At 32.0% G+C, this 22,497-nt stretch carries 20 protein-coding genes, 3 tRNA genes, 1 rRNA gene and 1 pseudogene; 3 read left to right on the top strand and 22 right to left on the bottom strand.

Annotation, left to right across the window (positions count from 1 at the left end; genetic code table 11):
- The 12 genes from KPL50_RS24785 to KPL50_RS24840 form a co-directional block, all read right to left on the bottom strand.
- Nucleotides 1–774 (bottom strand): elongation factor Tu (locus tag KPL50_RS24785; protein WP_216301172.1); only part of this gene is annotated, 774 nt, incomplete at its 3' end.
- 80 nt (nt 775–854) lie between these two features.
- A tRNA-Thr gene (locus KPL50_RS24790) sits at nt 855–930 on the bottom strand.
- 9 nt (nt 931–939) lie between these two features.
- Nucleotides 940–1,014 (bottom strand) — tRNA-Gly (locus tag KPL50_RS24795).
- Between the two features lie 70 nt (nt 1,015–1,084).
- Complete coding sequence (gene sigH / locus KPL50_RS24800; protein ID WP_216301173.1) at nt 1,085–1,726, bottom strand: RNA polymerase sporulation sigma factor SigH; 642 nt, start codon at nt 1,724–1,726, stop codon at nt 1,085–1,087.
- A 75-nt stretch (nt 1,727–1,801) separates the two neighbouring features.
- Nucleotides 1,802–2,311: an NYN domain-containing protein gene (locus KPL50_RS24805; protein ID WP_216301174.1), complete on the bottom strand. Its 510-nt coding sequence runs from the start codon at nt 2,309–2,311 to the stop codon at nt 1,802–1,804.
- A 3-nt stretch (nt 2,312–2,314) separates the two neighbouring features.
- Entirely contained in the window at nt 2,315–3,100 is a 786-nt protein-coding gene (rlmB, locus tag KPL50_RS27290) for a 23S rRNA (guanosine(2251)-2'-O)-methyltransferase RlmB (RefSeq protein WP_309245219.1), read from the bottom strand.
- Nucleotides 3,101–3,735: 635 nt separating this feature from the next.
- Entirely contained in the window at nt 3,736–5,064 is a 1,329-nt protein-coding gene (locus KPL50_RS24815) for an FAD-dependent thymidylate synthase (protein ID WP_216301176.1), read from the bottom strand.
- Nucleotides 5,065–5,271: 207 nt separating this feature from the next.
- A complete protein-coding gene (locus KPL50_RS24820) occupies nt 5,272–5,700 on the bottom strand; it encodes a Mini-ribonuclease 3 (RefSeq protein WP_216301177.1) in 429 nt (142 codons plus the stop codon).
- 20 nt (nt 5,701–5,720) lie between these two features.
- Nucleotides 5,721–7,433, bottom strand: a complete 1,713-nt coding sequence (locus tag KPL50_RS24825; protein WP_216301178.1) for a proline--tRNA ligase — start codon at nt 7,431–7,433, stop codon at nt 5,721–5,723.
- Between the two features lie 353 nt (nt 7,434–7,786).
- Nucleotides 7,787–8,479, bottom strand: coding sequence for a 2-C-methyl-D-erythritol 4-phosphate cytidylyltransferase (ispD, locus tag KPL50_RS24830; protein ID WP_216301179.1), 693 nt, complete (start codon nt 8,477–8,479; stop codon nt 7,787–7,789).
- A gap of 25 nt (nt 8,480–8,504) precedes the next feature.
- Complete coding sequence (locus tag KPL50_RS24835; protein WP_216301180.1) at nt 8,505–9,611, bottom strand: PIN/TRAM domain-containing protein; 1,107 nt, start codon at nt 9,609–9,611, stop codon at nt 8,505–8,507.
- Between the two features lie 117 nt (nt 9,612–9,728).
- Complete coding sequence (locus KPL50_RS24840; RefSeq protein ID WP_216301181.1) at nt 9,729–10,202, bottom strand: CarD family transcriptional regulator; 474 nt, start codon at nt 10,200–10,202, stop codon at nt 9,729–9,731.
- A gap of 146 nt (nt 10,203–10,348) precedes the next feature.
- On the opposite strand from KPL50_RS24840, the gene KPL50_RS24845 reads away from it, so the two are divergent.
- Nucleotides 10,349–10,753: a DUF1573 domain-containing protein gene (locus tag KPL50_RS24845; RefSeq protein WP_216301182.1), complete on the top strand. Its 405-nt coding sequence runs from the start codon at nt 10,349–10,351 to the stop codon at nt 10,751–10,753.
- 36 nt (nt 10,754–10,789) lie between these two features.
- Here KPL50_RS24845 and disA read toward each other — a convergent pair whose 3' ends face one another.
- The 5 genes from disA to KPL50_RS24870 all read right to left on the bottom strand — a co-directional run bounded on the left by disA (nt 10,790) and on the right by KPL50_RS24870 (nt 18,240).
- Entirely contained in the window at nt 10,790–11,854 is a 1,065-nt protein-coding gene (gene disA, locus KPL50_RS24850; protein WP_216301183.1) for a DNA integrity scanning diadenylate cyclase DisA, read from the bottom strand.
- Nucleotides 11,855–11,884: 30 nt separating this feature from the next.
- Nucleotides 11,885–12,052 carry a hypothetical protein gene (locus tag KPL50_RS24855; RefSeq protein WP_216301193.1) on the bottom strand — a complete coding sequence of 56 codons (168 nt, stop codon included), beginning with the start codon at nt 12,050–12,052 and terminating at the stop codon, nt 11,885–11,887.
- Between the two features lie 376 nt (nt 12,053–12,428).
- Nucleotides 12,429–14,864 (bottom strand): ATP-dependent Clp protease ATP-binding subunit, encoded by a 2,436-nt coding sequence (locus tag KPL50_RS24860; protein WP_216301184.1) that lies wholly within the window; start codon nt 14,862–14,864, stop codon nt 12,429–12,431.
- Nucleotides 14,865–15,144: 280 nt separating this feature from the next.
- The gene (locus tag KPL50_RS24865) at nt 15,145–16,881 is read right to left on the bottom strand and encodes an ABC transporter ATP-binding protein (RefSeq protein WP_216301185.1); all 1,737 of its coding nucleotides are present in this window, start codon (nt 16,879–16,881) and stop codon (nt 15,145–15,147) included.
- A 117-nt stretch (nt 16,882–16,998) separates the two neighbouring features.
- On the bottom strand, nt 16,999–18,240 hold the full coding sequence (locus tag KPL50_RS24870; RefSeq protein WP_216301186.1) for an aminopeptidase P family protein: 1,242 nt from the start codon (nt 18,238–18,240) through the stop codon (nt 16,999–17,001).
- 293 nt (nt 18,241–18,533) lie between these two features.
- On the opposite strand from KPL50_RS24870, the pseudogene KPL50_RS27635 reads away from it, so the two are divergent.
- Together KPL50_RS27635 and KPL50_RS24885 are read left to right on the top strand one after the other, a co-directional pair.
- A pseudogene (locus KPL50_RS27635) lies at nt 18,534–18,896 on the top strand (response regulator transcription factor).
- Nucleotides 18,897–18,939: 43 nt separating this feature from the next.
- Nucleotides 18,940–19,164 (top strand): ATP-binding protein, encoded by a 225-nt coding sequence (locus tag KPL50_RS24885; RefSeq protein WP_375372960.1) that lies wholly within the window; start codon nt 18,940–18,942, stop codon nt 19,162–19,164.
- A 143-nt stretch (nt 19,165–19,307) separates the two neighbouring features.
- Here the strand turns inward: KPL50_RS24885 and KPL50_RS24890 are convergent, their stop codons facing one another.
- The 5 genes from KPL50_RS24890 to rrf form a co-directional block, all read right to left on the bottom strand.
- Entirely contained in the window at nt 19,308–19,526 is a 219-nt protein-coding gene (locus KPL50_RS24890; RefSeq protein ID WP_216301188.1) for a hypothetical protein, read from the bottom strand.
- Nucleotides 19,489–19,725 (bottom strand): hypothetical protein, encoded by a 237-nt coding sequence (locus KPL50_RS24895; RefSeq protein ID WP_216301189.1) that lies wholly within the window; start codon nt 19,723–19,725, stop codon nt 19,489–19,491. The genes KPL50_RS24890 and KPL50_RS24895 overlap by 38 nt, the downstream gene beginning before the upstream one ends.
- Before the next feature lie 162 nt (nt 19,726–19,887).
- Nucleotides 19,888–21,966: an elongation factor G gene (gene fusA, locus KPL50_RS24900; RefSeq protein WP_216301190.1), complete on the bottom strand. Its 2,079-nt coding sequence runs from the start codon at nt 21,964–21,966 to the stop codon at nt 19,888–19,890.
- Nucleotides 21,967–22,303: 337 nt separating this feature from the next.
- Nucleotides 22,304–22,378, bottom strand: a tRNA-Asn gene (locus KPL50_RS24905).
- Nucleotides 22,379–22,386: 8 nt separating this feature from the next.
- Nucleotides 22,387–22,497, bottom strand: a 5S ribosomal RNA gene (rrf, locus tag KPL50_RS24910); the annotation flags it as partial.

The raw sequence follows: 22,497 nt of genomic DNA on the forward strand, positions 1-22,497 counted from the left end.
TACAACTTTTCTTTTATCTTCGCTGAGTCCAACGATTTCTACTTCTTCTCCAACCTTAAGTATCCCAGTTTCAACTCTTCCTGTAGCAACTGTTCCTCTACCTGTAATTGTAAATACATCTTCTACTGGCATTAAGAATGGTTTGTCTGTTAATCTTGTTGGTGTTGGAATATAAGTATCAACAGCTTCCATTAATTCTATTATGCATTTTGATGCTTCTTCATCTGTTGGATTTTCTAATGCTTTTAATGCTGATCCTGTTACTACTGGAATATCATCACCTGGGAAGTCATACTCACTTAATAGTTCTCTTACTTCCATTTCAACTAGTTCTAATAATTCTGGATCATCTACCATATCTGCTTTGTTTAAAAATACTACTATATATCCTACTCCAACTCTGCTTGCTAGTAGTATATGCTCTCTTGTTTGAGGCATTGGACCATCTGCTGCGCTAACAACTAGTATTGCTCCATCCATTTGTGCTGCTCCAGTGATCATGTTCTTTACATAATCGGCATGTCCTGGGCAATCAACGTGTGCATAATGTCTGTTTACTGTTTCATACTCAACGTGTGAAGTGTTTATTGTAATTCCTCTTTCTCTTTCCTCTGGTGCTTTATCAATCTGGTCAAACCTAGATGCTTGTGCTAAACCCTTAGTTGCAAGTACTGCTGTTATAGCTGCTGTTAATGTTGTCTTGCCGTGATCTACGTGCCCTATTGTTCCAATGTTTACATGAGGCTTAGTTCTTTCAAATTTTGCTTTTGCCATTTTGTATTCCTCCTTATTTGAATAATTACACTTTAGTGCAAGTAAACTTATCCTAGTGTGTTGTAGGACCTTAATAATTATGGAGCCCATAACCGGGATTGAACCGGTGACCTCCACCTTACCAAGGTGACGCTCTGCCGACTGAGCTATATGGGCACTTAATTTTGGAGCGGGAAACGGGTATTGAACCCGCGACACCCAGCTTGGGAAGCTGGTGCTCTACCACTGAGCTACTCCCGCTGACGTACAACTAAAAGCTATACACCAGTTATAAATTTTACTATTGTTTGCTTTACTTGTCAATACCTTTTTACCTTTTACTTAGACATTTCTCTAATTTTCTTTTTACTCTTTGAAGAGCATTATCAATAGACTTTGCATGCCTATCTAAATCACAAGCAATTTCTTGATAGGATTTACCATCTAAGTATGACATTAACACTTCCATTTCCAATTCCGAAAGAACTTCTCCAATTTCATTTTGAATGCTTATTACTTCTTCCCTACTTATAACTAGTTCCTCAGGATCAGTAATTTTAGCACCTGATAACACATCCAATAATGTCCTGTCTGATTCCTCATCATATATTGGTTTATTTAAAGAGATATATGTATTAAGAGGAATGTGTTTTTGGCGAGTGGCTGTTTTTATTGCTGTAATTATCTGCCTTGTAACACAAATCTCTGCAAAAGCCCTAAAAGAAGATAATCTGTCCGCCTTAAAATCTCTAATAGCCTTGTAGAGGCCTATCATTCCTTCTTGGTAAATATCCTCTTTATCAGCCCCAATCAAAAAATATGACTTAGCCTTGGCTTTTACAAAATTTTTGTATTTATTAATTAAATATTCTTGAGCTCTAACATTTCTCTTTTGTGCTTCAATTACTACTTCTTCATCCAACCTATCTTCAAAGCATGAAATATCCACACTTACTCTAACTATTTTTTCCAACAAATATCACCTCCACACCAAACATGTGTCATATAAATGATTATACCTTAGAGGAATTTCTATAGTCAAGACAATTCAAAGGTTCCTTCGTATTTTCTCAAGTTTCTCTAATGTTTTTTCATCTATTCTCTCTTCTATGCTATTTCTTTTTTCCAAGTATTTTTTTTCTGTCTTAATCCGTATTTTTTTTTCTATATTTATTACTTCATGATAAAATTCAATAGAGGACATTCTAATTGCACCTCTTTGAAAGGTAACCTGTTGTACTAAGGAGTCCGATGTAACAACGCATATTTCGGATTTCCGGCCTATGTTATTTACGGTTCTTTCAATGTATTTATCAGCGGTTTCACCTTCTCTTGTATAAACCACAACTAAGTCACCTTGTTTTTCTTTTTTTTCAAGGCTACCCTTAACCATGTGTGCATCGAAAACTATAAACATTTTGTAACCTTTAAATTCCGAGTAGTTTTGAAGAGTGTCAATAAGTTGAAGGCGGGAAGATTCATAACTGAAATCTTTAATTACTTTAAGATTTGGCCAGCTATTAATAACATTATACCCATCAACAAAAAATATTTTCACGAATTACCTGATTTTTTGTTTCATAATTTCATACATTATTATACCACCCGCTACTGATGCATTCAAAGAGGTTATCTTCCCAACCATTGGTATTTTCACTAAAACATCACATTTTTCTTTTGTAAGTTTAGAAATACCTCTCCCTTCACTTCCGATAACAAGAGCTACCGCACCAGTGAAGTCCGTATCAAAAATATAATTTTCAGCCTCCATATCAGCACCATAAACCCAAACTCCACGTTCTTTGATTTCTTCTATTGCTGCATTTATATTAGTTACTTTTGCTATTTTCACATGCTCAATGGCACCAGCTGAAGTTTTATAAACTATTGGTGTAGCTCCTACATTTCTCCTCTTAGGTATTATTATGCCGTGAGCTCCACATACCTCTGCAGTTCTTATTATAGATCCAAAATTATGAGGATCCTCAATTTCATCTAATATAATTATAAAAGGCTTTTCTCCTTTTTCCTTAGCATATTCAAATATATCATTTAATCCAAAATATTTATAAGGTGTTACTACTGCCATAACGCCTTGGTGTGCTGAAGTTTGAGACATTTCATCTAGCTTTCTTCTGTCTACTTCTTTCGTAACAATTCCCTTTTCTTTAGCTAATGCCAGTACTACACTTATAGATCCCACCAAATCACCTTTGGCAATAAGAATATATTCTATAGTCCTATCTGATTTTAATGCTTCTATAACTGCATTTCTTCCTTCAATTAAATCTTCTCTCAAGATTTGAGGCTGCGCTTCACCACTGACATTATTATTTCTAGGATTTATTTCAGTTCTCTCTTTAGTAAACTTTTTATTTTCTACTACTTTGTTTTTATCTTCAGTGTTACCTAAGCCGCCACGATTTTCTTGTGGACTTGCATCGTCGCCTCTATATCTTCTAGGAGTTGCTGCTTTTTTTTCATATTTACTACTTGAAAAGCTTTTGCCTTCTTTTGAACCACCTTTGCTACTTGAAAAACTCTTGCCTTCTTTTGAACCACCTTTGCTACTTGAAAAGCCTTTGCTTTCTTTTGTACCCGAATCGCTAGTTTTAAATCTTTTAGAAGCTGTTCCACCTTTTTCTTCTCTACTACTTGAAGCTCCTCTACTGCCTTTGTTTTCTTGATATTTTTTATTGTCACTCATTTTAAATTACCTCTTTCTTTATCTATTTTAATTGCATATTTTTTTCTCATATCCATGGTCTTTCCACAGGAGATACCACCTTCAGGACATGGTGCATTGGCACAACTTGGTCCTGCATATTTGAACAGTAATGTCTAAATAGTTTTAACCTTCCTATTCGCAAATCTTTGGAGGTATAAATTATCATATATAAAAATTAGACACACACTTAATCAAAAAAGTACTTTATATCTATATTGGTGTAAAGTAATCATACAATAATATTAGAATAATAGCTACTTTTGTAATGAAAATTTTTCTCTCATAAATAGTTGTTTCCCACATGTCAATTTTCCTTCTTTACATTTTCCGTAAACACAAGATGGTAATGCATTAATATATAATACAGGGGACAGTTTTCTTAGTATCTCTAATTTTTTAGTTGCTAATTCCCTTATTTCCCACTGAGCATTTAAACAAATTCTGTCGGCCAGCATTTTAATATCTATTCTTGCATTTGTAGATATTATTAGTTTAACTTGATCACAGTTCAATATAAACTTCAACGCCTTGTCTTCTCCGTACTTTTCAGCTATGTAAAACCTAAAGCTCTTAAATTCACATATAAGCTCTTCAATTTCTTTACAAAAGATTGATTCTTTAATTGTTTCGGGTATGACAACTTGCCTATCAATATCTCTAATTATATTAAATAATTCTTCACGATGATTTTCAGATAGTCTATGTCTAATTTGTTGATGATAAGTAACCATACTACACATCATACCAAATGTAGTTCTAGCTTGCTCTGCAATACTATCATGTCCATATCCCAGAACCCTATCTGTTACACCTTGAGCTTTCTTAGCAGCTTCATCTCCCCATGTCCCTAATACCTCTGAGGGAGTTTTCCCTTGAGTACTAGTTATCGCTCCAAGCCCTACTTTTAAATCTGAATTAGAAAAAGCATTAAGTAAAACCATATTATTATCATGATTTATTTTTTTAAATTCATCTTTGTAAAAATTTTCTATTGATTTCGAATTATAATCCTGGGTTATATTTAATAACAGTGATGATAACTCATTAGGTAATAGTTTAACCAATTCTATCTTAATATTATTTAAATTATTGGCATATTTCTTATCATTCATTAAATAAAATAAATCAACAAGTTTGTTAGCACTCATAGATACGCTAACATTTGTCTTAGTTGCTAGAGGAAGGATGTACCTTGCATCTTCAATTGGTATTCCATGTAAATAATTTTCAACTTTAGGTCTTCCTTTAAAATCACCATCTTTGTGCTTAGACATTTTATTATAAAGTTCAAAGGTCTTGGTTATTAAAGCCTCAGCCTTCTTGCTATCCTCATAATTAAGTTCAGGCAATATAAAAGAATTGTCTTTCACAGTTACATACCTTTGGCTTTGTTGTACATAAGAGTCTTTCAATTCACAAATTAAAGTACTCTGTACCCTATCTATCTCTTCAAGGACAAAAGAAACATTTATAGACTTTAAGCACTCTCTTAAATCACATTCTGTTATTTTTTCTTTACTGTTTAGAGCTATCCAAGACTCAATTCTATCCAAACCTGTGTCTTCATAATTTGCTATTTTCAATTTTATTCCTCCTCATACTAGAGTTTGCTTATTAATTATTAATATAGCGAAGACCTTTTTACAAATAAAAGAAATACATATGTGTATTTCTTTTATTTGTTAATTTTTTATATTATCGCATTCCCCAGGTCTCTAACCCTTTCTGTAAATCATCTCAAGTCATCCCCTTCACGCCTTAAAATATAACTTACAAAATATGTTTTTACTCTATATCGTTTCATCTTCCAAATCAAAATTTATAATTTTTTCAAAAATATAGTTTAATCTTTCATTCTGTTCACTTAAGTATAAGAAACCTACTAGTGCTTCAAATCCTGTGGCCCACTTATATTCATTCAAATCTGCATTTTTGGGAGTGGTTCCACTTTTTGAATTTCTAGCCCTTTTAAATATACTAAGTTCTTCTTCACTTAAATTTTCTATAAGTAATTTCATATACTCACTTTGTGCATGCGCTTTTACATATGAAACTGCTTTAATGTGTATTTTATGAGCATTCATATCTCTATTTTTTTCTACGAGAAAGGCTCTAATAAACACCTCATAAATTGCATCTCCAACTATTGCAAGCACAAGTGGGTTTAATTGTTTAACTTGCTCTGTTGTAAATTTTCCTTTTAGCATATTAAATTCCATGTTTATTCTCCTTTTTATATCTACAATGTTATGTTATTATTTACAAACTCATGTTTAATTCTATCAATCACTGAATCTATTTCTATTATTTCATTATCTTCTGCACTTCGTAATTTAAACTCAACACTACCTTCTGAAATTTTTTTGCCTATAGTAATTCTTATTGGAATTCCAATTAAATCTAAATCCTTAAATTTAACCCCAACTCTCTCATTTCTATCATCCATAAGAACCTCTACTCCTATTTGTTTCAGGTTATTATAAATTTCCGCCGCAATTCTCATCTGCTCTTCATCTTTTATAGATACCGGAACTACTACTACCTGATATGGCGCTACGGCCATTGGCCACTTTATACCATTTTCGTCGTGATGCTGTTCAACAATGGCTGCCATTGTTCTATCGATACCTATACCGTACCATCCCATAGCTAGTGGCTTATTTTTCCCATCTTGATTTATAAAAGTTACACCCATAGATTCAGAGCGTGCAGTTCCTAGCTTCAATATATGTGCCACTTCTATGCCTCTATCCATGGTAAGTTGCGAACCACACTTAGTGCATTCGTCTCCCTCAGTTGCCTTTCTATAGTCTCCAACTATGCCTTTAAAATCTCTCTCATAATTAACATTTTCGTAATGGTATCCTGTATCATTTGCACCAACCATAAAATTATACATACTAGCTACTTCGGCGTCTACTAATAATATATCAGATACTATACCAATTGGGCCTGCAAATCCGATTTCTGCAGAAGTTGATATCATTACAGTTTCTTCATCTGCCAATTCAAATTTAATGGCTCCACCTATTGCATTTATTACCTTGCTCTCATTTAGCTGTCTATCTCCACGTACCATAACAGCAACTACTTTATCATCGGCCTTAAAGATAAGGGTTTTAGCAAATTTTTTATTTGTAGTATTAAAAAACTTGGCTAAATCCTCAATAGTTTTTACATTTGGAGTTAATGTTTTTTTAAGCTCTTTAAAACCCTCTTTTTCCGCAGGCTCTGGAGTACTTGGAGCGTTTTCCATATTAGCTGCATAGCCGCAGGTGCTACAAACAATTATCTCCTCTTCACCCACTTCAGATTTAACAACAAATTCTACTGAATCAAAGCTACCCATTGCTCCAGCATCAGCCTCCACATCCTCGTATTTAAGGCTACATCTTGTAAAAATATTATTATAAGCATTATACATTTTATTATAAGATATATCTAGTCCTTCATTGTTTGTATCAAAACTACAAGCCTCACCCATTATAAATTCTCTTGATCTAAGGACCCCAAACCTTGGTGTTTTCTCATCTCTATAAACTGTTTGAATTTGATACAGATTCAACGGTAGTTGTTTATAAGATTTAATTTCATTCCTAGCTATATCTGTAAATGCTTCTTCATGTGTCGCTGCTAAGCAGAATTCTCTTTCATTTCTATCCTTTAGCCTAAAAATCTCTGAGCCAAAAGCATTCTCTCTTCCAGATTCTGTTAATTGTTCCGAAGAAAGCATCGCTGATGCTAAAAACTCTTGTGCATCTGACCCGTCCATTTCCGATCTAACGATCTCTTCAATTTTTTTTATAACTTTTATTCCAAAGGGCATATAATTATAAACTCCCGAGGAAACTTTCCTTATCATTCCGGCTCTTAGCATTAATTTATGGCTCCATATTTCTGCCTCAGTTGGTACTTCTCTTAATGTACTTATTAACATTTTTGATAATTTCATGAATACCCCTCCTTATATATCTTAGGCAAACTGTAAAAACATCTAATTCGTAAGCTAGTATTTTTAAGACGCCTCTTTTGAAATAATAAGATAGCAAAAAAATAAAAAACCCACCCTGTTTTAGGGCGAGTTATTTCGCGGTACCACCTAAATTTTTACTTATTTTTTAACGATATATACTACCGGTAGTTTTGCTACAGCTCCAAAGTGGGTTCAAAACCTTTGAAAATCTCTCAACCTAGTATTTTCTCTCTGTAGAGTGGCCTTTACTATTCTTCATCATTGCCTAATATTTAATTATAAAAATTATTGTTTATAGTTATTAATAATAATACCTATTAAAAGTTATAGTGTCAACTGTGGAATCCCTCTAGTATTTGCTTTCCCATTTCTAAATCCTCTGGAGTTGTAATCTTAATGTTATTGTAGCTACCTTCATAAAGGTATACCTTATTACCATACCTTTCAACGACCATGGTATCATCAGTTACCCGGATACCCTCCTCACTAATTTTCATATGACATTTTAATATAAGTTCATATTTAAATGCTTGAGGTGTTTGAACGCAAAGAAGCATTTCCCTATCAGGAGTTTGCATTGAAAATCCTAGGGAATCCACAATCTTAATAGTATCCTTAGGCTTTACCCCACAGGCAGTAGCCCCATATAAATTAGCATACAGCACCGCACTTTTAATAATAGATTCATTTATAAAAGGTCTTGCTCCATCATGAATAAGTACAATTTCACAATTTCGCAGAGCCTTTAAACCCTTTAGCACGGAATGTTGCCTCTCAAGGCCTCCAACAATTACATCTACTACTTTTAAAAAATTATATTTATTAATTATTTCTTCTCTGCAATAGTCCACTTCGCCTTCTGGCACAACTACTATAATTTCATCAATACAATCGCTTTGCGTAAAAGCTTTTAAAGTATAATACAAAATAGGATGCCCATTAATTTTTAAATATTGCTTATTAATACTCTGGCCCATCCTGCTTCCCTTACCAGCCGCCATAATTATGGCACAGTTTCTACTCATAAAAAACCTCACTTACGTAATCTGATTAACTTTTTACTAAAGAATCCTTATTTTTAGCGAAAATCATCCTACCCGCAGCAGTCTGAAGTACTGATGTTACAATAACAACTATATTTTCACCGATATAACGTCTTCCACCTTCAACAACAATCATTGTGCCATCATCTAAATAAGCTATTCCTTGCCCGGATTCTTTTCCATCTTTCATCACTTGAATTTTCATTTCTTCCCCTGGAAGAACAACTGGTTTTACTGCATTTGCAAGTTCATTAATATTTAAAACTGGAACCCCTTGAAATTCAGCTACCTTGTTAAGATTGAAATCATTAGTAATTACTTTGCCGTTCAAAACCTGAGCTAATTTTAGAAGTTTGCTATCTACTTCTGCAATATTCGGGAAATCTTTCTCCCAAATTTCAACTTCTATATTTAATTCCTTTTGAATCTTATTTAATATATCTAGTCCTCTTCTTCCTCTATTTCGCTTAAGTCCATCAGAAGAATCAGCAATATGCCTAAGCTCTTCTAATACAAAAGTAGGTATTACTAGTGGGCCTTCAACAAAACCTGTTTGGCATATATCAAATATCCTACCATCAATTATTACAGATGTATCTAGAATCTTAGGGTTTTCATTAGTAAACCCCTTTACTTTTTTATCTTTGAATCCATCTTTCTTCTTAATGCTTGTAAAGAAAGATAAGATTTCGTCTCTTTTTCTAGCACAAATATCTGCTCCCAAAGCTGCCATTATGACTGTAAAAATAACAGCAATAATATTCCATATAAGAGATTGATATTTAAACAATCCTGCAAATAAAGATGCAATTACAAGACCTATTATCGCTCCACCTGTACCAAAAATAATTTGAGATGTTGGCATCTTTTGTGTGCTTCTCTCCACATAATCCATAAACTTCATTATAAAAGATACGATTATAGGAGATATTAGAAATAAAATAATCCCAAAAATCAAAGTAGAAAAAATGATGAAAATTATTCCCTGAATTGTACCACTTTTAAAATTATTAAGTCCAGCTAAATAACTTGTGCTTAGAAGCATCTCACCTACTAAGTATCCTATAATTAGCCCTATGATAGTAAAAAGTCCTCTTAAAATTTTTTTTAACAAAAAATTTCACCTCCTTTTAAATTATTAACACTTATTCCAATTTATATCCTGTTATTATCTAATATATACTATAAGTTTCTGTATTTCAATAAAATGTGCTATACAATTAACAATTTGTTAAACTAAATTCCTTATTTTATACAATGCTTCTTCCATATTGAGTCCAAGAACTAGCATCATTTCACTAGCTACCATGCCTTCAACTCTTTCTAAAATTTTTGTTTCTCCTGGTGGAAGCATATTTTCCTTCTTTAAATAATATAAGTCTCTAATTACTTGACACATTTTTATTGTATCTCCACTTTGGATTTTTTTCTTATTAGTTCTATACCTATTATTCCAATTGCTTTCTATATAATCAGAACGGCTTGATATTGTGCACAAAATTGTTTCTAGTTCGATTTCACTTAAAATATTTCTTATTTTATAATTTTCAATTTTATCTAAAGGAATTAAAAAATTCATATTATCTAATAAAAGATAAATGTTTACATATTTATCTTTTATAAAATGCGATTCACTGCTATCTATATTTTGCACATAACCAGCACCATAATCTGCTATAAATACCTTTTCACCAATATTTAACATAACATCCCCCCTATTAATAAAACTCCTATTGGTTTATTATATATTCATAAGCTGAAATTTGTACTTAATTTATTGACAAAAACATAATATAAAACCTATAATTAGTATAGTCTAGTTATTTAAATCTTTATAAGGAGTTGAACACAATGAAAGATTGTATATATGATAATTTTCAAAATTCTGTGGATGAATCTCTATTACGGCATAGAAGTATTTTAGATATAATTACTAAACTTCAAGAGTCTGGAGCAAGAGTTAATAGAGCAGTTGTGAAATCTATTACTAATTGTGGTTGTATTAAAGTTGAAGCAAAAAAGCAGTATACTCCTGATGACATAGATGATTTGAATTTGGATACCCTTAGTGCTTCACTTGATACTCATATGGAAGGTAAACTTTGTGAAAACTGTAGAGAAGTCTTAGAGAGAGAACTTGGAAACAACCTTTTTTATACTACCTCACTATGTAACCTTTTGGACCTTAATTTATATGACATTATTTTAAAAGAGTATGACAAGATTAATACCTTAGGTAAATATAATATGAGATAGAAATATAGCACAAAATAAGTTGAAACTTATTTTGTGCTATATTTGTTTATCTAACATAAATTGCTCTTTTAATCTTCTTAATCCATTTTTAATAGCTTTAGCCCTTGCTTCACCAATGCCCTCTACGCTATCAAGTTGTTCATAAGAAGCTTCCATTGTACCTTTTAATTCCCTAAAGTGCTTGACTAAATTTTCTATAACATTGGTAGGTATTCTAGGTATTTTATTTAGCATTCTATATCCTCTTGGGGAAATTAAAGTATCCACTAGCGGAACGCCTATATATCCAATTATTTTAGAAATAAAATCTAAATCTAATAGTTCCTCAGAACTCATATTTTCTATCTGTCTATACATATCCGTATAATTCATACCGCTTTGGCAATAATCTCTTATTAAAAGTATTCCATCCTCTTCAACGCTTCTAATTAACTCATTTAGTTGCATTGAAATCAGTCTACCTTCATTTCCTAGTTCACAAATATACCTTTCGATTTCTGCAACTATTCTCATAACCATTTCTGTCCTTTGTATTGATGATATAACATCAAACAAGGTAGCTAGATCTTGAAATTCTAAAAGATTAAGATTACTTACTACTCTCTCAAGAACTGAAACATATTTTTCTAAGGTCTGTATAGCTTGACTTGCCTTCGCTAAAATAACACTACTATCTCTTAAAACATATTTTATATCCTCTTTGTAAACCGTTATGATATTTCTTCTCTGTGATATTGCAACAACAACAGATCCCGTTTGCTTAGCTATTCTCTGAGCAGTTCTGTGCCTTGTTCCTGTTTCAAAAGTTGGTATAGTTGGACTTGGCATAAGTTGGGTATTTGCATATAATATTTTTTTCAAATCACTACTTATTACAATTGCCCCGTCCATCTTTGCTAGTTCATATATGTATGCTGGGCTATATTCCGCATTTATTCCAAAACCACCATCTACAATATCTAATATCTCCTTTCCATCTCCTAAAACAATAAGCCCACCGGTTTTAGCTCTTAAAATATTTTCAAGCCCTTCTCTGAGGGAAGTCCCAGGCGCCATTAATTTCAACATATTCATAAGTTCCTTGCTTTTTTCTTCTCTCATATTTTTCTCCCTACTTAATAGATATTATCATTAAAAAATCTTACTTAAGACATCCTTCAATGATTCTGTACCTCTAATATTAGTATTCTTATTAATAATTTTCTTTCTGCCTAAATCTCCAGAAGTCGTATCTAAATTTAGTCCTCCTACTACATTAACATAAACATCACAATTATAAAAAGGAACTTTTAATTTCAAATACACATATTTCACTAGTTTTACCTATACGCATTAATTCGTTAGAGTATTCTCTAATTTGTTCTTCAGATTCCTCTCCTGAAACGTAAAGTACCTTTCTTAGCCTAATTATTTGCATGCACCTACTATCCTTAGTTTAAACAGTTATCCCATATAAAAATCACTTGTAGAATTATTTTTTTTAAATATACCACATAAAAATATTGGTGGTAAACGTTCTACATTAGAACATTCTCTTATGTTGTATATGTTATCAAATTAAATTCACAATTTCATACAAATTAAAAAACCACTCAAGAGTGGTCTAAACAAAAAAACTATGCTTTTCAAGTATATACTTTTTACTATACATAAACAACATCAAATAATCAAAGTCTTAAAAAGTTTTAAAAACCAACTTGCTGTCTTCAACGAAAACACTCACATTATCTCCTTTATTAATATTACCCTTGAGTATTTCTTCAGAAAGCCTATCTTCTACCACCTTTGTAATTTCCCGTCTAAGTGGTCTAGCTCCATAAGTAGTATTAAGTCCAGCAAGAGCTATCTGTTTTTTAGTTTCCTCATCAAAGTTAATATTAATTTCTAGATCTTTAAGACGCTCCTTCACTGCAACCAGCATTAATTCTACTATTCTATATAAATCTTCCTCTACTAGCGAATGAAATACTATAATGTCATCTAATCTATTTAGAAATTCAGGTTTAAAAGAACGTTTTAACTCTTCCATTATATTTTCTTTCATCTTTTCATATTCTGAGTTTTCATTATTTCCTTTTATATCGAAACCTAAAGACTTCTGTTTTTTAAGAGTGGATGCTCCTACATTTGATGTCATTATAATAATTGTATTTCTAAAATCCACTGTTTTTCCTTTTCCATCTGTTAACCTTCCATCTTCCAATATCTGTAGTAAAATATTAGTTACATCAGGATGTGCTTTTTCAATTTCATCGAAAAGGATAACGCAGTATGGGTTCCTTCTCACCTTTTCTGTTAATTGACCACCATCTTCAAATCCCACATATCCTGGGGGTGAACCAACGAGCCTTGAAACAGTATGCTTCTCCATATATTCTGACATATCTATTCTTATCATATTATTTTCATTGCCAAACATAGCCTCAGCTAGTGCTTTTGATAACTCTGTTTTACCTACACCAGTGGGTCCTAAAAATATAAAGGAACCTATTGGTCTCTTGGGGTCCTTTAGTCCTACCCTTGCACGTCTAACGGCTTTTGAAATAGCTTTAACGGCCTCATATTGTCCTATTACTCTCCTGTGAAGTGCTTCTTCTAGCTTTAGCATCCTTTCTGATTCCTTTTGGGTCAATTTTTCTATAGGAATATTAGTCCATTTTGATACCACATTGGCAATTTCAAGTTCTGAAACTATTAATTCGTCCGTTTGGTTTTGCGTTTTCCAATTATTTTTGGAATTATCTAGTTTATCCCTTAATTGTTTTTCGGTGTCTCTCAGTTTGGCTGCTTTTTCATAGTCTTGTACTGATATGGCATCGGATTTCTCTTTAGAAATTTTATCTATTTCATCTTCCAAGTCTTTTAAATTTGGTGGAGCAGTTAAATTTTGAATCCTTACTTTTGCACCAGCTTCATCAATAAGATCTATTGCTTTATCAGGTAAATATCTATCAGATATATATCTATCAGATAAGCTAACAGCCGCCTCGATTGCGCTATCTGTAATCTTAACTCTATGATGTGCTTCATACTTATCTCGAAGCCCTTTTAATATATTAACAGCTTCCTCTTTACTTGGTTCTCCTACCGCTATTGGTTGAAATCTTCTCTCGAGAGCTGAGTCTTTTTCAATGTACCTTCTGTATTCATCTATAGTTGTTGCACCTATGCATTGAAATTCTCCACGAGCAAGGGCTGGTTTTAATATGTTTGATGCATCAATGGCTCCTTCCGCTCCACCTGCCCCAATAATAGTATGAATCTCATCTATAAATATAATAATATTTCCTGATTCCACTATCTCTTGCATAACCTTTTTAAGCCTTTCTTCAAATTCTCCTCTATATTTAGAACCTGCAACCATTGAGGATATGTCCAAAGTTATTACTCTTTTATCTTTCAAGATTTCAGGAATACTACCTGTTGCTATTCTTTGTGCAAGGCCCTCAGCTATTGCTGTCTTGCCCACGCCAGCCTCTCCTATAAGGCAAGGATTATTCTTCATTCTTCTGCACAAAATTTCGAGTAGCCTTTGAGTTTCATTATCTCTCCCTATAACAGGGTCTAGTTTACCTTCTCTTGCCATCTCAGTTAAATCTTTACCAAAACGATCTAAAGTTTCTGTACCATGATGTTTTTTTTCTTTTGATAAATTTGCCTTTGGAGTATCTTCAGAACACCAATTATTTAGTATATTATCTCTTAGTTTATTAAAATCTGCTCCTAAATTAGCTAAAATTGTGTATGCAACACCTTCTGATTCTCTAATTAGTGCGAGCAAAATATGTTCTGGACTAATATAGTTATGATTTAAATTTCTGGCTTCTATAAGACTTAGTTCTAGTAACCTTTTTGTCCTTGGAGTTAAGGGGATCTCACTTCTGCGCATTTCTACATCGCCTTCACCTTCATACTCCAATACTAATTTTTTTACTCCATCCGAAAAAATCTTCATATCATTCAATGATTTTTTGCACAGCCCATCCTGTTCTTTTAGAAGACCTAAAAGTATATGCTCTGTGCCTACATATCCATGCTTTAATCCCTCAGCCTCTTCTTGAGCGTGGACCAAAACCTTTTGTGCTCTTTCTGTAAATTTATTAAACATCATATCTAAAAACCTCACTTATGAATTTACTTATACTTTTAATTATGCCCACTTTTATTTCATTCTTGCATAGATAATAGAATATTATTTTCCATATATTAACTATTCTATAAAACAATTTTTTACCCTTGTTTGGGCAATAATTTTCGTAGTGATTTTTTTTACATTTTTATACATAATACTCTTAAATAATATAGTTTACAAATTAAAAAGCTTACCTTCTAAAAAAAGAAGATAAGCTTTTACTTAAATAAACCTTTTGGCTCTAAACCCTATATTTAGATTACACTACTTCATCTGGAATATAACCCTTAAATTGAGCATTATATAATTTCGAATATATTCCAGAAGCCTCTATTAATTCACTGTGGGTACCTTTTTCCTGTATGCCTTGATCTGTAATCACTATGATTTCATCTGCATTTCTTACAGTAGAAAGTCTATGAGCTACTACAAGTGTTGTCCTTCCCTTAGATAATTTTTCTAATGATTTTTGAATTATTATTTCTGTAGCATTATCCAGCGCTGATGTAGCCTCATCTAAAATTAGTATTGGAGGGTTTTTTAGAAATACTCTAGCTATAGACATCCTCTGCTTTTGACCACCAGATAATTTAACTCCTCGTTCCCCTATATTTGTGTCATAACCATCAGATAGTGATGTTATAAAGTTATGTATATTTGCATCTTTTGCAGCCTTTATTATCTCATCATCTGTTGCATCAGATCTTCCATACAATATATTTTCCTTTATAGTACCTGTAAACAAAAATACCTCCTGCTGAACAATACCTATGTTTTGTCTTAAAGATTGCAGTGTAACATCTTTTATACTATTACCATCAATCAAAATGTCGCCATCAGATAATTCATAAAACCTTGGAATTAAGTGACATAAGGTAGTTTTACCCCCACCTGATGGTCCAACAATAGCTAAGGTCTTCCCTGCCTCTACATGCAAGCTCATGTTAGATATAATAGAGGTTTTATCATTATAACTAAATGTTATATCCTTAAGCTCTATATCTCCTAATACATTTTTAAGCACTATAGCATTATCTGCGTCAACTATTTCAGGTTCTATGTTCATTAGCTCTATAAACCTTTCAAAGCCAGCCATTCCTGATTGATATTGTTCTACAAACGAAGTAAGCCTTCGAATTGGTTGCATAAAAAATTGTATATATAACAAGTATGCTACTAGATCCGGGATGTTTATCCATTTCTTATACACGAAGTATCCCCCGAACCCAATAATAATAACATTTAATATGTCCACAAAAAATTTTATACCAACAGAAAAAGTTGCCATATATTTATATGCATATTGCCTGGACTGCTTAAACTGTTCATTACCTTCATCAAATTTTTCCATTTCATATTCTTCATTAGTGAAGGATTTTGAAACTCTTATACCTGATATACTATTCTCAAGGTTTGAATTTACATTTGCAACTTCTTTTCTAACATCTCTAAAAGCTTCTGCCATTTTAATTCTTCTGCTCATAGCAAACCATATCATTATAGGTAGCGCCGCAAACACTATTAATGTAAGCTGCACATTAATTGTACATAAGGCAATAAAAGATCCTATAAGCATAACTGCTGAAATAAATAAATCCTCAGGTCCATGGTGTGCAAGTTCTGATATTTCCATTAAATCATTAATTATTTTAGACATAATATGTCCAGTTTTATTATCATCAAAGTATTTAAAAGATAAGGTTTGGAGATGCGAGAATATATCTTTTCTCATTTCATACTGCATTCTCACACCCATAACATGACCCCAGTATTCTATTATATAATTAAATACTAATTTGAATAAATATAAAATTACAAGTAATGCAGTAAACATAAACACTCGCCTTATATTATTCTGCGGTAAGGCTTCATTTAAGATATTTCTAGTCACCATTGGAAATACAAGATCTAATGAGGCTACTAAAAAAGCACACACCATATCCAATATAAATAATTTTTTATGAGGACCGTAATAAGAAATAAATTTTTTAATCATAATGTTTTCCTCCTTTTGTATTCTTTAAAAATCTAGCAGATAATATTTGTTCTCCCTAAAAAATAAGCAGTAATTAAAATTACCACTTATTCATAAAGAAATAACTATTCATAAAATCTACAATGCCATAAATTCTTCAATTTCTTCTACAGTTTTAATTATCTGTTTTGAAAGATTTTCACATCCATCTTCAGTAATCAATAAGTCATCTTCTATTCTAATTCCCATATTCTCTTCTTCAATATAAAGTCCTGGTTCATTAGTTAGTACCATTCCTGGTTTTAATTCCATGTCACGACTTCCTACATCATGGGTATCTAGCCCTAAATAATGGCTTACACCATGAAAATAATACTTAGGTAATTCACTAGCCTCTTTAATAAGTCCTAACTCTATACATCCAGCTACAAGCACCTTTTTAGCAGTTTCATTTAAAACTGAGAACAATATACCTGGCTTTGCAACTTCCATTACTGCTTCTTGGGCTCTTAGCACTACATTATAAACTTGCTTTTGCCTCTCTGTAAATTTTCCATTAACAGGGAATGTACGGCTTATGTCTGCATTGTAATATTTATATTGTGCACCTAAGTCAAATAATATTAATTTTCCTTCCAAAAGTTCACTATTATTCTTGTCATAATGAAGTATAGTTGCATTCACACCACAAGCTGCAATAGTGTGAAAAGCGTAATCCGTTATACCATTACTTTTTAATGTAAAATCAAAATGAGCCTCTAATTGGTATTCCTTCATACCTACTTTAGCATTTTGCATTAGTGCTTTTATACCTTTATCTGTAACATCTATAGCTTCCCTTATTAGCTGAATTTCTTCTTCTGATTTAATAAGTCTAAGATTTGCTATTTCATGGTATATGTTTTTTATTTTTAAATATGGATATCTTTCAAATGCAACCTTAGCAAAATTTTGAGAAGAAGTCATTGATAAGTGAAACTGTTGTCTTTCAAGGTCCAAGCATAAATAATCTATTTTCACTCTATCCATAATGGAGCCAAAAGCTTCTTCAAATTGTTCTAAAAACAAAATACACTCTATGCCTGAAATTTCTTTTGCCTCTGCCTCAGGCATTTTCTCGCCTACCCATCTAGCCATAACAGGATCATTTTTTTCTATAAATAGTGTTTCATCAACTTTTCCATTTCTTTTCACCAACATTAAAATCATTTTCTCTGTATTTATACCTGTCAAATAATAAAAGTTTCTATTTGGTGTGAAGGCATATTTTTCATCTCCTGATTTATATGGCGCCTCACCTGCAAAAATTAGGGTTATAGAATTTTCTTCTAATTTATCCCATAGGTTTTTTCTGTTTTTAGTAAATAGTAGCTTTTTCATTCGAATCCCCCTCTAAGCAATTGTGTATAAAAATATAAAGACAATGCATTTTGACCTTGTCTTTCCCTCTTTATAACATAACACCCAGCCTAAAAAAATTCAATATTATTTTGAAAATTCTTGAATTCTCATTAATACATAGATTGTGTACTATTTCAAAATGTATTATACAGAAAAAATATTTTACCAATATCTATTAATATGATATATTTTTAGTAAAGAAATATATCAATGCTTACAAAATAATATAGAATGGAGTATTTTCAAGGGTTTACATACCTTTGAATTACGCTATGGAAAAAATTATATTGGTTGTTAAGATGATGATAGACTTAGAAAGCTTATAAGTGATTATCTTAAAATTGAAAATTTTAAAGTCATACAAGCTAAAAACGGAAGGGTCGCTCTTTTAGAATTCCAAAATAAAAAAATAGATTTAATTATATTAGATGTTATGATGCCACTTTTAGATGGATTTACTAGCCTACCTAATTAAGAACGAGGGCATAGTTTTATCTAGAAATGCACTACTGGATAATGTCTGGGGATATAGTTATGATGGGGACATACGGACTGTGGATACCCACGTAAAAAGATTAAGAGAAAAGCTCAATGATAAATCAAAATTAATTTGCACTGTACACTCCTCAAAATAAGACAATAACAATTGCACTGAAAACGCAGGAAGATAACATATTAATTGAAATAGAAAATGAAGGAAGTTTTATTGAAAATGAAGACTTAGATAGAATTTGGGATAAATTTTACAAAGCCGATAAATCAGGTAACAAACGTCTCGGTGGTACTGGACTAGGTTTATCTATAGTTAAAAATATATTATATCTTCATAAAAGTAATTTTGGAGTTTTAAATACAAATACAGGTGTTTGCTTTTATTTCACTCTAGATATTGTAGCAAACTAATAATTAAATCATAACGTGACAGCTTTATAGTTTTTTGTAAAATAAAACACAAATTTCAGAAGTTATATTTCTAAAATTTGTGTTTTAAAGACATTTAAAAATTAATATTGATGAACTACATATATATGTTTATCTACTAAGCCTTATAAATTCTTATTGCTATTGATTCGTAGCCCATCTTCTAAATCTACAGATGGTACCATTGATTTTGAAATAATTGATGAATCCGAATAACTATTAATTCCCAATGGATGTGGTGTTACTTTACCGGGGTAGTCTGACCCATATGCCTGCTCAATTAACCTAGTATCAATTATATCATCTTTACCTTTCCTTTTGCGATGTGATATAATACTCGCCATTTTGCGTACCTCCTTGTTCTACAATAGTAAAATAATTATTTTCTAACATTTTACATAATATTTTCATTTCTTCAGGACTTTTCATTTTTGAAGTAATTGTGAACTTGTCATTTTGCTCAATTATCCCCATATAGTCATGAATGCTGCTATAATCACTTAAGCTAATATCAGAAATAAGGTCTAATCTATATTCAGACATTCAGTTCTCCCCTCTTTGACATATTTAACATTAGGGTTTGTAATTCTAGCTAAAATATACGTATTTAATATTTTTTTATTTATATAATGTCTTAACAAGTAGTATTTAAAACAAAAAAATAAAACCGAATAACTACGGTTTTATTTCCTTGATGTTTTATTTCTATTCCACGGTTTTATTAGCTTCAATTATTTTATCCATTCCCTCTGGAGGTACTTCTTCATATCTCTCAAATTTTACTCTGAAATTTGCCCTAGCACCAGTCATTGAACGCAGATCTGTTGCGTAATTAAATAATTCTGATTGTGGCACCTCTCCTATTACTTTCTGTCCTCTTTCAACAGACTCCATTCCTAGTATCCTACCTCTTTTTTTATTTATATCTGTAATAATATCACCCATATAATCTTCTGGGCATGTTACTTCCACATGCATAATCGGCTCTAATATAACAGGCTGCGCTTCCTGAAGACCTTTCTTATAAGCTAATGTTGCGGCCATTTTAAATGCCATTTCAGAAGAATCTACAGCATGATATGACCCATCATGTAAGGTAGATTTAAGCCTTATAACTGGGAAGCCAGCAAGTACACCATGTTGAATGCATTCTTTTAAGCCTTTCTCAACAGCAGGTATATATTGCCTTGGCACTGTTCCTCCTACTACTGCATCAACAAATTCTAAATCATCTGCACCATCTATTCTAGGTTCAAATTTGATTTTTACATCGCCATATTGGCCATGGCCTCCAGATTGTTTTTTGTGTTTCCCTTGAACATCAGAAGCTTTTTTAATTGTTTCTCTATATGCGATCCTTGGAATTTCTAATGATACATCAACTCCGAATTTATTCTTCAATTTACTAACTATTACCTGTAGGTGAGTTGAACCTAACCCTGAAATTATAGTTTGCGCATTTTCTGCACTCCTAGCTATTGAGAATGTAGGATCTTCTTCTAATAATTTTGTTAATCCATTAGATATTTTATCTTCATCACCTTTGGATTTAGTTACAATAGCCCTCGAATATACTGGTTGTGGAAAATCCATAGTGTCAAACATTAATAGTCTGCTACTATCACAAAGTGTATCCCCTGTAGTAGTGTGTTGAAGTTTTGAAACAGCACCTATATCACCTGCCTCAATTTCATGAGTTGGAAATTGCTGTTTACCTTTTAAGAAATACATATTACCTAGTTTTTCCTCTTTTTCTTTATTAGTATTATATACCATTGTATCACTCTTAGCTTTACCCGTAATTACGCGAAACATGGATAATTTGCCTACAAATGGGTCCGCAATAGTTTTAAATACTAATGCAGAGAATGGATCACTATCATTAATTTTCACTTGCATATATTTATTGTTTTTTATGTCTTTTGCACTGTACAGAGTTGTATCAATTGGTGAAGGAAAACATTCAACCATATCTTCTAGTAAGGTATTAATTCCTATGCCAAGCAATGCAGATCCACACATTATAGGTGCAATTTCCCCCTGCGAAGCTCCTTTTATAAGCCCATGGTATATTTCTTCTTCACTTAGAAAACCTTCATTAAAATACTTATCTAATAAAACTTCATCAGTCTCAGCTACAGCCTCCATAACCATTTGTCTACACTCATCTACTTTATTCATTAATTCTTCTGGTATATTACTATCTTCCATATTATGTGTTTTAGGATTAAATATTCTAGCTCTTCTAGATATGACATTTATTACGCCTATAAAATTTTCTTCACTCCCTATAGGATATTGAATTGGTACTGCAGATATCCCGAATTTTTCTTTTATCTGCTGCAAAACTACTTCAAAATTACTATTTTCTCTATCTAACTTGTTAATAAAAAATGCTCTAGGTAACTTATGTTCATTGATATATTCCCAGGCTTTTTCAGTTCCAACTTCTATACCTGATACGCCGCAGACAGTTATCATTGCCATATCTACAGCTCTTAACCCCTCAATCATTTCACCTATATAATCAAAATATCCAGGCGTATCCACTAAATTTATTTTCACATCTTCCCATTCACTTAAAGCTACTGATGTAGAAATAGATGTTTTTCTCTTCTTTTCTTCACTATCATAATCACTAACCGTAGTACCTTCATCAACTTTACCGAATCTATCTATAGCTTTTGTGTAATAGAGTATTGATTCCATTATTGTAGTTTTTCCCGAACCACTATGTCCGACAATTCCTACATTTCTTAGATTGTTGCTTTTATATTCTTTCATATACAATACCTCCTAGCTTTTCGTTAGATATATATTCATTTATACTACCTCTATCATATATTCTACCTTTAAATAAAAAATCCTTTCTAAATAACTAAATTTTCTAAATAGTCTGAAAGTATCACTATACATTATGTTATATTTATTATCCCTAAAAAACATAAAAGTATCAATAATATAAAATTATTGATACTTAAGTATATATTTATAGTAAATAGAACTTATTCCTATTAACTTCTATTTACTATAAAAATTTATGTAGTATATGATATAACAGAATATTTTTTTACAAATAAAAAAAAGCTATTAATTAGCTTTTGTATACTTTAAATAAAAATGGCTCCGCGAAAAGGATTTGAACCTTCAACCTATCGGTTAACAGCCGAGTGCTCCACCGTTGAGCTATCGCGGAATATTTTAACCTGGCGACGACCTACTCTCCCACAAGGTCACCCCTGCAGTACCATTAGCGCATTGAAGCTTAACCTTCGTGTTCGGTATGGGAACGGGTGTTACCTTCATGCCATAATC

The organism is Clostridium sp. CF012, from assembly GCF_018861755.1.
Classification (GTDB): domain Bacteria; phylum Bacillota; class Clostridia; order Clostridiales; family Clostridiaceae; genus Clostridium_AD.

Bases quoted from the DNA above. Each gene is read 5' to 3' on its own strand.
- KPL50_RS24820 (WP_216301177.1), bottom strand. From the start codon at position 5,700: ATGGAATTTAATATGCTAAAAGGAAAATTTACAACAGAGCAAGTTAAA.
- KPL50_RS24825 (WP_216301178.1), bottom strand. From the start codon at position 7,433: ATGAAATTATCAAAAATGTTAATAAGTACATTAAGAGAAGTACCAACT.
- ispD (WP_216301179.1), bottom strand. From the start codon at position 8,479: ATGAGTAGAAACTGTGCCATAATTATGGCGGCTGGTAAGGGAAGCAGG.
- KPL50_RS24840 (WP_216301181.1), bottom strand. From the start codon at position 10,202: ATGTTAAATATTGGTGAAAAGGTATTTATAGCAGATTATGGTGCTGGT.
- KPL50_RS24845 (WP_216301182.1), top strand. From the start codon at position 10,349: ATGAAAGATTGTATATATGATAATTTTCAAAATTCTGTGGATGAATCT.
- disA (WP_216301183.1), bottom strand. From the start codon at position 11,854: ATGAGAGAAGAAAAAAGCAAGGAACTTATGAATATGTTGAAATTAATG.
- KPL50_RS24860 (WP_216301184.1), bottom strand. From the start codon at position 14,864: ATGATGTTTAATAAATTTACAGAAAGAGCACAAAAGGTTTTGGTCCAC.
- KPL50_RS24865 (WP_216301185.1), bottom strand. From the start codon at position 16,881: ATGATTAAAAAATTTATTTCTTATTACGGTCCTCATAAAAAATTATTT.
- KPL50_RS24870 (WP_216301186.1), bottom strand. From the start codon at position 18,240: ATGAAAAAGCTACTATTTACTAAAAACAGAAAAAACCTATGGGATAAA.
- KPL50_RS24890 (WP_216301188.1), bottom strand. From the start codon at position 19,526: ATGGCGAGTATTATATCACATCGCAAAAGGAAAGGTAAAGATGATATA.
- KPL50_RS24895 (WP_216301189.1), bottom strand. From the start codon at position 19,725: ATGTCTGAATATAGATTAGACCTTATTTCTGATATTAGCTTAAGTGAT.
- fusA (WP_216301190.1), bottom strand. From the start codon at position 21,966: ATGAAAGAATATAAAAGCAACAATCTAAGAAATGTAGGAATTGTCGGA.